The sequence below is a fragment of the Sporomusaceae bacterium genome, from assembly GCA_031460455.1.
Taxonomy (GTDB): domain Bacteria; phylum Bacillota; class Negativicutes; order Sporomusales; family UBA7701; genus Anaeroselena.
Map to the genome: position 1 here is coordinate 1 of JAVKTQ010000028.1, position 11,505 is coordinate 11,505.

The following is an 11,505-nucleotide window of genomic DNA, read 5'->3' on the forward strand; positions in this document are numbered from 1 at the left end:
GTGACCAATCTGGCTGTTTTCATCCGCGACAAGCGGGGCCTGGTGCTGACCGAGACCGCCCCCGGCGTCACCGTCGAGGAGGTCAGGGCCGCTACTGAGGCAGAATTTACGGTTTCTACCACCCTTGAAGTTATGAAAATTTAAAGATCAAGGACAATCTTCATACTCAAGAGTCGCACCTGGGACATTATTGAACACAGGCCTAAGGGATTTTGTATAAATCTTCGCGAGATTACCGCCATTGAGATTTTACGCAAAGGCATTTCGCCAGCGACGATGCGCTGGCGAAATGCCTTTGCGTAAGCGGCAACCACCTGCTAAGCAGGTGGTATCAAAAAGCTTATAGCTATACGGAGGAAAGAAAAGCCTCCTTTGTTAAAATATATGCAGGTTTGCCGACCGCATAAATAACAAAGGAGGCGCATCCAAAATGGATACCCAAAGTCTATCCCACAGCAAATGGCGCTGTAAATACCAACATAGTTTTCACTCCAAAATACAGAAGGCAGGTCATCTACGGCGAAATTAAGCGGATATAGGGGTGATACTCAGAAAACTATGTGAGTATAAAGGAGTAGAAATTCTCGAAGTCAATGCATGCCCGGACCACATCCATGTGCTAGTAAGCATACCTCCTTGACCTTCACCCTAAAAAGGTAGCCCACTCCAAATGAGAAAAATGCTAATATGAAGAAGGGGTGGACAAGCATGAAAAAGGCAAAATTTACGGATGAGCAGATCGCTTTTGTGCTCAAGCAGGTGGAACTGGGGACACCCGTTGACGAGTCTGCCGGAAAGTTGGCGTATCGGAGCAGACCTTTTACCGCTGGAAGAGTAAATTTGGCGGCATGCTCCCCAGCGATATCAAGCGGCTGAAACAGCTCGAAGAGGAAAACCGGAAGCTCAAGCAGTTGGTTGCTGACCTGAGTCTGGATAAAATCATGCTGCAAGATGTATTGTCAAAAAAGTTCTAAAGCCTGCTGCCCAAAAAGACGCGGTTAAGTATCTCGGGCGGACTTATGCTGTAAGCGAGCGCCGATCCTGCAGAGTGCTGAAGATAAACCGTTCCCTCTACAGGCGAAAACCGAAAAAGGATGAGCAGGCCTGCCTGAATATCCACTGGTTTATGTCCCTGGAGGATGCGAAACAGAAGATCGAAAAGTGGCGAAAAGATTATAACGAGTTCAGACCGCATAGCGGACTAACATACAAAACGCCGGCTGAATTCGCAGCCGGCGCAAGGTCTGGAGCCATTTAAAGGGGTCAATTTTTCTCATTGAAAGTGGACCTACTTTTGGGGGATAGCTCAAGAGCCACTCGGACACCGTGATGATAGGCACCCCCTGCGCGAGGTTAATGATGGAGTACGTATGCCTGAGACTATGCGGGTGCGCGTTCGATTTCCCCTTGTCATCGACTTTCTCGATTCCTGCTAACTGAAAAGCATCGCGTACCCTCAGAAACGCCATAATGCGGCCGAAGTTGAAAAGCCTGTCCTTGCGGGCGATAGTGCGCCCAGACTGAGCCTGGATGGTGATCCATTCGCCGACTGCAGCTAGAATGTCTGCCTGTACGGGCACGAAACGCTCGTGTGACTGACGCTTCTCAGTGACAATGCGAATCGTTTGGTTGTTATAATCAACGTCGCCAAGGCGAACGGCCAGCAACTCGCTGACGCGTGCTCCGGTTCTAAGAAGCATAAGACATAGGAACCATGAAACATAATTTTCATCCTTAAGGCGGTCGCTGAGTAATGCTCGCGATTCGTCGAGAGTAATGTACTTAGGAACTTTGCGGGAAAGCGCACGCGCGATTTCGCGGGGGCTATGAACAACCGGTAGCAATATATTTCCTCCTTGAACAAAATACAACATCTTTTGTTCAATATTATACCATATTTTAGGCGATTAATCCACTGGATGCAGCTATCCAGGAGCGGAAATCGCCGGCTACATTAAACAATTAAGTATAGATTGTTTAGTTCACATAGAAGTATCTAGAACCCGCACCAAACTCTGTCCGTGTTTTCACGGACAAAAGTGTATGGTTTTTACTGATACCGCCATAACGCGAACAGCGGGATAATTGAATTGTACGACAATATAAATATTTCTCCGAGCTGCCGACCGGCAGCCGATGGGGCGCTGCGTACAAGCGCCTGCCCGTATTTGGCGAAGGAGAAATGAGCAAAGGAGGAGCGTTGTGGAGAGAGAAGACATCTTGCTCACCATGCAGCGGGATCTGGCCAAGGCTATGCAGAAACCGCCCGAGAAACGCCGCTGGGGAATGCTCATCGACACCCGCAAATGCGTGGGCTGCCACGCCTGCACCATCGGCTGCGTCGCCGAGTATAAACTGCCCCCGGGGGTGGTATACCGGCCCGTCATCGACAAGGTGAGCGGCAAGTTTCCCGACGTCAAGCGCCAGTTCCTGCCCCGTCCCTGCTATCAGTGCGAGAACCCCTCCTGTGTGCCTGTCTGCCCGGTTGGGGCCACTAAGAAAGAGGCGGATGGCATCGTTTCCATCGATTACGAGAAGTGCATCGGCTGTCGTTCGTGTATCGCCAATTGCCCTTATGGCGCCCGGACTTTCGACGCCGGCGACTACTACACCGAGAATCAACCCGCCCTGCAGGAGTACGAGAAGGCAGGTTTCTTCGAGTACGGCAAGCAATGGCGCCGGGACAGCAAGCATGCCAGCGTCATAGGAAGCGCCCGTAAGTGCCATTTCTGCACAAGCCGTCTGCAAAAGGGACTGCTGCCGATCTGCGTGTCGACCTGTATCGGCCGGGCTACCTTCTTCGGCGACCTTAACGACGAACAGTCGCTCATCAAGAAGGTCATGGGTGCCGGCAAGGTTTACCGCATCAAAGAAGAAGCGGGCACCGACCCGCGGGTCTACTATATATAGGAGGTGCAGTAGCATGGGTAAAACGGCTAAAGCGGTTCTGCTTGTATTGTTCGTTGCCGGTGCGGTCGCTGCACTGGGCAAAATCTTTATCTGGGGCGAGAGTGTGACCAACTACGGCTCATACACCCCCTGGGGCCTCTGGGTCGGTCTCTATGTACTGATGGTCGCCGCGGCAGCCGGAGCTGCCTGGACCGGGATATATGTCGCCTGGTCGCAGGGCGGTGAACCGAAACGGCTTACCACTATTAGCCTGATCGCCGCCGGTGCCTTCCTGGCCTTCGGCCTGGCGTTCATCGGCACCGATCTCGGCAAGCCGATGAAAGGTTTCCTGATCTTTTTCAGTCCGGCCTTCAGCTCCAAGCTGGCCTGGGCGTCATGGCTTTATATGGCCTTCTTTATCTGCCTGGGCGGCTACCTCTTCACCCAGGCGAAAAAAGCCTTCATGTATCTGGCCGGTCTCGCAGCAGTCGGGTTCGTAGTGGCCGAGGGGCTGTTCTTCGGCGGCATGGTAGCCCGGTCTGCGTGGAATTCCTTGCTGACGCCGGTTTCATTCCTGGCGTCCGCGGTGGCCGCCGGCAGCGCCGCCGTTTTCACGGTAGGCCAGATGAGCAGCGAGAAGACCTTCGCCGAGGAAGGCTATGCGGTCAAGAAGATACTTATGTATTCGCTCGTCACCGTCGCCGCGATCGAGCTTGTCCATGCGTTCGCCGGACAGGCGGCTCTGCTGAGTTCAGTTCCTTTCTGGGGCTTTGTCGTCCTGGGAGTGGTCGTTCCCGTCATCATGCTCATGAGGAACTCCGGCGCTATACTGCCCGGTGTTTTGGCGCTTCTCGGCCTGGCCTGCAACAAGTATGCTTTCGTCAGCTCCGGGTTCACCGCCGAACCGATGCCAGGCTTGGCGAACGCCTTCCAGGCCACTCGCCTGTCACTGTCGTATACTCCGTCCGCGGTGGAGTGGGTTGTGGCGGTCGGCTTTTTAGCCGGGGCCATCTGGGCGGCCGACTTTTTAGCCAATAAACTGCTTGCGACTAAGCAGGCGTGAAGGGAGGCGGGATAAGACATGGATAAGAATTTCGTCGAAAAGATTCTCGATACCAAGGCCAGCCGCCGGCAGTTCATCGCCGGTACGGCTATTGGCTGTTCTGCTCTCCTGGCTTCGAGCAGCGACCTGATGGGCGCCTTCGAACGCGTACAGGCCGGCATGCTCACGCCGGAAGACGAATATATCCTCAACCGGGCGGAAAATGCCATCTACTCTTCCTGCCTGAACTGTAACACCGGCTGCGCCATCAAGGTTAAGGTGATGGAGGGCATGCCGCTCAAGATCGACGGCAATCCCTATACACCATCGGGGCTGAACCCTCACCTGGGCTACGCGACGAAAATCCGCGGCGCGGAGAAGGTCGACGCGGGCATCTGCCCCAAGGGGCAGGCCGGCGTTCAGATTTACTACGACCCCTACCGAATCCGCAAGGTTCTGAAGCGGGCCGGCAAACGGGGCGAGAATAAGTGGGTCAGTATCCCCTTCGAGCAGGCTATCAAGGAGATTGCCGACGGCGGCAAGCTGTTCGCCAACGTTCCCGGCGAGGAGAACCGAGTTGTTGAGGGAATGAACAACCTGTGGGCCGTCCGCGATCCCAAGCTGGCCAAGGATATGGCCGACCATGTGGCCAAGATTCTCGGCGAAAAGGACAAAACCAAGAAACAGGCGCTTGTCAAAGAGTTCCAGGCTAAGTTCAAAGATAACCTGAGCGCGATGATCGACCCCGAGCACCCCGACCTGGGGCCGAAGAACAACCAGTTCGTCTTCTGGTGGGGTCGCCTCAAGGATGGCCGCGGCGACATCCTGAAGCGTTTCTGCCTCGATTCCTTCGGGTCGGTGAACGCCCACGGCCACACGACCGTCTGCCAGGGTTCGCTGTACTTCTCCGGTAAGGCGATGAGTGAGCAGTGGAAGTACGACGCCAAGAAGAACGCCATGTCCTGGATGGACGGCAAGAAGTTCTATTGGCAGGCCGAACTGGAGAAAGCCGAATTCGTCATCTTCGTCGGCGCCAACATCTTCGAGGCCAACTATGGACCGCCGGTGCGCGTGCAGCGCATCACTGAAGGCATTTCGTCCGGCCGCATGAAGTACGCCGTGCTCGACCCGCGCTTCACCAAGGCCGCGACCCATGCCTGGAAATGGGTGCCGGCGGCGCCGGGCAAGGATACCGCCGTCGCAATGGGCATGATCCGCTGGATCATCGAGAATAAACGCTATGACGCCAAATACCTGGCCTGCGCCAACAAGGCCGCCTCCAAGGCGGCGGGCGAGCCCACCTGGTCGAACGCCACCTGGCTGATCAAGATTGTGGGCGGCAAGCCCACCGTTTTCGCCCGTTCCCACGAACTCGGCTTCGAAAAAGAGATGGCCACGACCAAGGACGGCAAGTCGTACGTGAACGAGAAGTTCGTCGTCGTCAAGGACGGCCAGCCGGTCGAGGTCGACCCGAACACCGAGAAGGAGGCCGTTACCGGCGACCTGCTGGTGGATACCGAAATCAACGGCATCAAGGTAAAATCGGTGCTGCAGCTCGTCTACGAGGAAGCCAAGGCGCGCACCATCGAGGAGTGGGCCAAGGAAGCCGGGGTGAAAGCCAGCGATATCGCGGAGCTGGCCAAGGAATTCACCAGCCACGGCAAAAAGGGCGTTGTCGATATCCACCGCGGCGTGTCCCAGCATACCGCCGGCTTCTACAACGTCCTCACCTGGAATACGCTCAACCTGCTGAACGGCAACTACGACTGGCGGGGCGGCTTCATCGCCAAGGCCGAGTACGCCCATGCGGGCACCAAACCGGGCCAGGCGTTCGCCGTATCGAAGCACCCCAAGAAGATCTCTCCCTTCGGCAGCAGTATCATCCGCACCAGCTTCAAGTACGAGGACAGCACCATCTTCAACGGTTATCCGGCAAAACGCCCCTGGTTCCCGCTTATAAGCGACATCTACCAGGAAGTCATCCCGTCGGCCATGGATATGTACCCGTACCAGGTCAAATCGCTGTTCCTGTACATGGGCTCGCCTGTGTACTCACTGCCGGCCGCCCAGGCGGTCGTCGACACGCTGCTCGATGTCAACAAACTGCCGCTGTTTGTCACCTTCGACACCACCGTCGGCGAGACTTCGGTGTACGCGGATTACGTCATCCCCGACCTCACTTACCTGGAAAGGTGGGAGATGCACGGTTCTCACCCCAGCATCCCGTACAAGAATTCGCCTGTCCGCCAGCCAGCCGCCAAGCCGTTGACCGAAACGGTTAAGGTGTTCGGCGAGGAGATGCCGCTCGGCTTCGAGTCTTTCCTGCTCGGCCTGGCCGAAAAGATGAACCTGCCCGGCTTCGGCCCCAACGGCTTCGGCAACAACGTGCCATTCACCCACTTCGACCACCTCTATCTGAAGCAGGTCGCCAATATCGCTACCGACGGCAAGGTGCCGGACGCCGACGACGAAGAGGTGAGGGTCTTCCTGGAGGCCCGCAAGCATCTACCGAAAACGGTGTTCGACCCCGACCGCTGGAAGGCGGCTTGCGGCGGCGACGCGCACTGGCGCAAGGTCATTTACGTGCTCAACCGCGGCGGTCGGTTTGAGGACTACGCTTCCGCCTGGGACGGCGATAAAGTGAAGAATAAGTACGGCGTCATGGTCAACATGTATGTCGAGAAAACGGCCGCGACCAAGAACGCCATGACCGGCAAGAACTACGTCGGTCTGCCGACTTATATCGGCGAGGTTCAGGACTGCACGGGCAAGCCGATCACCGACGAAAAAGACGGCTACGACCTGACGATGATCACCTACAAACACATCCAGCACACAAAATCGAGGACAGCCGCCAGCCCGTGGCTCATGGCCCTGGAGCTGGAAAACGGCATCATCGTCAACCCAGTGGACGCAAGCCGACTCGGCCTGCGCGACGGCGACCGGGTCAAAATCACGTCAGCGTCCTGCCCGGACGGCAATTGGAAACTGGGGCCGCTCGGCAACAAGCCGCTGATCGGCAAGATCCAGGTCACCGAAGGCGTCCGCCCCGGCGTTGTCGGCTTCTCGCTCGGGCACGGCCACTTCGCCTACGGGGCCAGGGATTTCACCATCGACGGCAAGACCATCAAGGGAGATCCCGGCCGTGGTACGGGCATCCACGCCAACGTGGCCATGCGGGTCGATCCGGTGCTCAAGAATACAGGCTTGCAGGACGTGGTCGGCGGCAGCATCGTCTTCTACGACACCAAAGTCAAACTTGTAAAGGCATAAGCAAGGGGGAGGCGGACATCCGCCTCCCTTTCCTGCCTGCGCTAGGGAAAGATTTTCTGTTGTCCGCGGGCGTTGCATTTGCGATAATGGACTTAACAGGTCATGGGAGGCTAATATGGCTAAAAGGTTGTTTATCGCGGCAACGTTGCTAATAGTGGCGCTGGCCCTGAACGGCTGCTCGCCGGGGCCGGCGAAGACGGTCAGCCTGCACAAGACGGACGCGACCACGGCGGTCAAAGATAAAAGCGCCGGCAAGGTGCCGCTCAGGGTGGCGGTGTCGTCCATCCTGTCCCCTAAGGAGACGCTAACCGTTTATCAGCCGGCCGTCGAATACATGGAGGACAAACTCGGTCACCCGGTGGTGCTGCTGCAGCGGAAGACCTATAAAGAGGTGAACGATCTTGTGCAGAGCGGCGGGGCCGACGTCGCCTTCGTCTGCAGCGGCGGCTATGTCGCCGGCAGCGATACTTTCGGCATGGAGCTTTTGGCTTTGCCGGTAGTGAAGGGCGATACGCGCTATCAGTCGTATATAATTGCCCGCAACCGGGAGGCGAAGTCGATTCTCGACCTTCGCGGCCGATCCTTCGCCTTCACCGACCCGATGTCGTTCTCCGGCCGCATCGCCCCGGTGCATATGCTGACCTCACACGGCGTGGACAGCGACCGGTTCTTCAGCCGGACCTTCTACACCTATAGCCACGATAACGCAATCCGGGCGGTGGCCGACGGGATCGCCGACGCGGCCGCCGTGGACAGCATGATCTTCGACCGGGCGGCGGAAATGGAGCCGGACCTCGGCAAACGGGTCTATATAATCGATAAGTCCTTGCGGGTGGGAAATCCGCCGGTGGTGGTAAACCCCGCCATCGACGCGGGGTTGAAGCAGCGGCTCCGTGACGTGCTGCTGGCGATGCACGGGGACGAGAAAGGCCGCAAGGCGCTCAAGGCTTTGTCCTACGATAAATTCGTCATGGCCGACGACGAATACTACGCCGAGCTTAAAACCTTGTGGCGCGCGACCAAGGAGAAGCTATGATAAAAATCGGCCGGCAGAGTTTTACGCTGAAGATCATGGCGCTGCTGATGGTCGTGCTGCTGATGCTGGGCACGGCGATCATCATCCAGACACGGGTTATCATGAACAACCTCTTCACCGAGCAACAGGCAAAGAGGGGGATTTCGATCGCCAATATGCTGGCAGCCCGCGCGCCTAACCTGATTCTCGTGCATAACTACTACGACCTCCACGAGCTTGTGAAGGATATTCAGCAAACGAATGACGACGTCAAGTACGCCTTCGTGGTAAGCAACGACGGCGAACTGCTCGCCCACTCCTTCCCGGAAGGCTTCCCGGGCGATCTCCTCGCCGCAAATCCACTGGCGCCGCAGGCGAAATACAATATTGCCGAGCTGGTCACCGAGGAAGGGGTTATCCGGGATATCGCGGTGCCGATCTTCGACGGCCGGTTGGGGGTCGTGCATGTCGGCCTGGGCGACGGCAGCCTGCGCGCGATATTGAGCGACACCACCCGCCAGTTGCTCTTCGATACACTGGTGGCGATATTCATCGGTCTTATCCTGACGGTTTTCCTCACCGGCAGACTAACAAAACCGATCAGGGAGCTCGCCAGGGTTACCGGAGCGATCACGGCGGGTGATTTTACCCAACGGGCCTACGTAAAATCCAACGACGAAATGGGCCGTTTGGCCAGCGCCTTCAACGTTATGGCCGACTATCTGCACCGCTTGATGACGGAGCTAAAGCAGAAGGAGGAGGCCCGGACCCATCTGCTGCAGAAGGTCATCGTCGCCCAGGAAGAGGAGCGCAAGCGCATCGCCCGCGAACTGCACGACGAAACGGGGCAGACGCTCTCTTCGCTGATGATCGGGCTTAAGAGCCTGGCGGAGAACTGTCCGTCCGCCGCGCAGGAGTGCCGCGTGGAGGATATGCGGGCGGTGGTGAAAACCACCCTCGGGGAGATTCACCGCCTGGCAGTTGAGCTGAGGCCGAGCATCTTAGACGATATGGGCCTCATCCCGGCGCTGGAGAAATATGTGGCTGACTTCCAGGCCGCCCATGGACTGGACGTCGACCTGCACGTCAGTTGGGGCTCGGGCAGTCGGGTGCCCCACGCGATTGAGGTGACTGTCTACCGGATTGTGCAGGAGGCGCTCAACAACATCGCCAAATACGCGCAGGCGGAGAACGTTAGCGTAATCGTCACCCGCGATGACAAAGGTCTCGAAGCAATCGTCGAGGATGACGGCAAAGGCTTCGATGTCGAAGAGATAATGAGCAACACTGAAAGCAATAAGTTGGGTTTGCACGGCATGCGCGAACGGGCGTCGCTCGTTGGCGGGACGTTTACGATCGAGTCTTCCGCGGGACACGGAACGACCATATATGTTCGGATACCGCTGGCCGGAGGTGAGCTTGATGGGAGAAGTTAAGGTTGTAATCGCCGATGACCATACGCTGATGCGTTCGGGTCTCAAGCTTATGCTGACTAACCAACCCGATATCTCGGTCGTCGGCGAGGCGGCCGACGGCGCCGAGGCGCTCAAGCTGATCGAAAATCTAAAACCGGACATTGTTTTGCTCGACGTATCGATGCCGGAAATGAACGGCCTGGAGTGCATGAAGAGAATCCGGGAAATCGATGCGGATGTGAAGGTCATCCTGCTCACCATGCATGAGGATATCCGCTACCTCAAGGAAGGTTTCGCCGCCGGCGCCTCCGGGTACGTCCTGAAGAAGGCGGCGGACGATGTCCTGTACGAGGCCATCAGGAAGGTCCGGGCCGGAGAGGTGTTCGTCCAGAACAGCATGGCCCAATCGCTGGTGTGCGAGCTGAAGCAGCGGCGCGACAGACCGTCCATAGCCGACACAAAGCCGCTAAGTGAACAGGAAAAGCGCGTTCTGAGCCTTATCGCCATGGGGCATTCCAACGCCGAGATCGCCGAGCAACTGGTAGTGAGCACCCGTACCGTCGAAACATATAAATACCGGATCATGGACAAGCTGAACACGAAAAAGCGGGCCGATCTGGTAAAATACGCGATTGAGCAGGGCTTGGTTGCTAAATAGCAATCAAGCTTTTCCTTTTTTCCGGCTCATGCTCTGGAGGTGACGGTGTCGGGGATTTCCCTGACATAAATGCAGGGAAAACACTGATAGAATCTGTAGCGAACATGCGTAATAATTATTATGAAAGGCTTTGCAGACTTATTGCGAACAGCAGCTTAAGGAGGTAAAGAAGCATGTTTAACCTCGGCATGTCGGAGCTAATCCTGATACTGGTTATCGCGCTGGTCGTGTTCGGACCGGGTAAACTGCCCGAGATCGGCAGGGCGATAGGCAAGGGTATAGGCGAATTTAAAACCGCAATGTCCGGTCAGGAAAAAGAACCTCAGCAGATCGCCGCCAGCAGTGAAAGAAAGCCGTGACGAATTAGGAAGCTATAACGACCATTGAAACGGGGTGGGCGGTTGAATGTGATCAAATACAAGCAATACCGGTTCGATGAGTTGGGCAAGACGTTTTTCGACAGTCCTGTTTTCTTCTCGCATCGTCTAACTTCCGCGCCGGCTGTCCTGGCCGACCCGACATAGTGAAAGTGTTGCTTGAGAATGAAAGAACGACCGGCTCAAGCGTTTATAGTGTTAGCATCAAAGCCGAACTGCAAAATCACGTCGATTACGTCAGCGAGAGCTTGACAGAGCTGGGCTATACATTATGCTACGATAGATTTCCAGTGTGGATGAAGACAATTCGCGTTTCTTGCAAACAAAACTCGGGGTCGCTGATGTTGTTGAAGAACGCGCTGGCGGTAATGGACGGATTGGTGAGAGAGTTGCCTATGTGCCTGTATGCGACGACCCAAACCAGACGACTGCGGGCTTACGTCGATTTCCTAACCACCAGAGAGATGATAATTCCTTTCTCGGCAATCTGCCATGGAAAAAAAAAGACCGCTACCCCCAAGTGGGGCCGCAGCGCAGCTCAGTCCCGATATGTGCGCCAAGGTTTCGGCAGGCTGGAAGATGCCTATCGCATCGCGGAGTTGCCCAATAGAGAGTGGTGCGCCTGGATCGACGGTGACGAGTACATTCCTTTGTTCCCGGACGAGAGGCTGGCTGTGCGGTTTCTCGAAGACCGACACTTATTGTTTGCGACCGGATAAGTAGGAAATGAGAAGACTGCCGTATGGACTGAACCCCGAAAAATGGACATTGAGCAAAAGAGCCTCCTGTTGTAGGATGACTACGACAGGAGGCTCTTTCATGGGAAAACATTTCGG

The 11,505-nt window shown here is 56.3% G+C and carries 9 protein-coding genes and 3 pseudogenes; 11 read left to right on the top strand and 1 reads right to left on the bottom strand.

From position 1 onward, the window contains the following. The first annotated feature begins 430 nt into the window (after positions 1–430). The 3 pseudogenes from tnpA to RIN56_20190 all read left to right on the top strand — a co-directional run bounded on the left by tnpA (position 431) and on the right by RIN56_20190 (position 1,258). Positions 431–637, top strand: a pseudogene (gene tnpA / locus RIN56_20180) (IS200/IS605 family transposase). 71 nt (positions 638–708) lie between these two features. Further along, a pseudogene (locus RIN56_20185) lies at positions 709–1,045 on the top strand (transposase). Positions 1,046–1,105: 60 nt separating this feature from the next. After that, positions 1,106–1,258: pseudogene (locus RIN56_20190) on the top strand (transposase). Here RIN56_20190 and RIN56_20195 read toward each other — a convergent pair. Beyond that, positions 1,185–1,844 (bottom strand): site-specific integrase, encoded by a 660-nt coding sequence (locus tag RIN56_20195; GenBank protein MDR7869115.1) that lies wholly within the window; start codon positions 1,842–1,844, stop codon positions 1,185–1,187. The pseudogene RIN56_20190 and the gene RIN56_20195 sit on opposite strands and share 74 nt — an antisense overlap. 358 nt (positions 1,845–2,202) lie before the next feature. Between RIN56_20195 and RIN56_20200 the strand changes: the two genes are divergently transcribed. The 8 genes from RIN56_20200 (at position 2,203) to RIN56_20235 (ending at position 11,388) form a co-directional block, all read left to right on the top strand. After that, positions 2,203–2,910 carry a 4Fe-4S dicluster domain-containing protein gene (locus RIN56_20200; protein ID MDR7869116.1) on the top strand — a complete coding sequence of 236 codons (708 nt, stop codon included), beginning with the start codon at positions 2,203–2,205 and terminating at the stop codon, positions 2,908–2,910. 13 nt (positions 2,911–2,923) lie between these two features. Beyond that, positions 2,924–3,952 carry an NrfD/PsrC family molybdoenzyme membrane anchor subunit gene (gene nrfD, locus RIN56_20205; GenBank protein MDR7869117.1) on the top strand — a complete coding sequence of 343 codons (1,029 nt, stop codon included), beginning with the start codon at positions 2,924–2,926 and terminating at the stop codon, positions 3,950–3,952. Positions 3,953–3,970: 18 nt separating this feature from the next. Then, the gene (locus RIN56_20210; protein MDR7869118.1) at positions 3,971–7,204 is read left to right on the top strand and encodes a molybdopterin-dependent oxidoreductase; all 3,234 of its coding nucleotides are present in this window, start codon (positions 3,971–3,973) and stop codon (positions 7,202–7,204) included. A 115-nt stretch (positions 7,205–7,319) separates the two neighbouring features. After that, a complete protein-coding gene (gene phnD, locus RIN56_20215; protein ID MDR7869119.1) occupies positions 7,320–8,240 on the top strand; it encodes a phosphate/phosphite/phosphonate ABC transporter substrate-binding protein in 921 nt (306 codons plus the stop codon). Then, the gene (locus RIN56_20220) at positions 8,237–9,655 is read left to right on the top strand and encodes a HAMP domain-containing protein (protein MDR7869120.1); all 1,419 of its coding nucleotides are present in this window, start codon (positions 8,237–8,239) and stop codon (positions 9,653–9,655) included. The genes phnD and RIN56_20220 overlap by 4 nt, the downstream gene beginning before the upstream one ends. Beyond that, positions 9,642–10,292 carry a response regulator transcription factor gene (locus RIN56_20225; GenBank protein MDR7869121.1) on the top strand — a complete coding sequence of 217 codons (651 nt, stop codon included), beginning with the start codon at positions 9,642–9,644 and terminating at the stop codon, positions 10,290–10,292. The genes RIN56_20220 and RIN56_20225 overlap by 14 nt, the downstream gene beginning before the upstream one ends. A 173-nt stretch (positions 10,293–10,465) precedes the next feature. Continuing rightward, complete coding sequence (locus RIN56_20230) at positions 10,466–10,651, top strand: twin-arginine translocase TatA/TatE family subunit (protein ID MDR7869122.1); 186 nt, start codon at positions 10,466–10,468, stop codon at positions 10,649–10,651. Between the two features lie 164 nt (positions 10,652–10,815). Beyond that, a complete protein-coding gene (locus tag RIN56_20235; protein MDR7869123.1) occupies positions 10,816–11,388 on the top strand; it encodes a hypothetical protein in 573 nt (190 codons plus the stop codon). Positions 11,389–11,505: the final 117 nt, after the last annotated feature.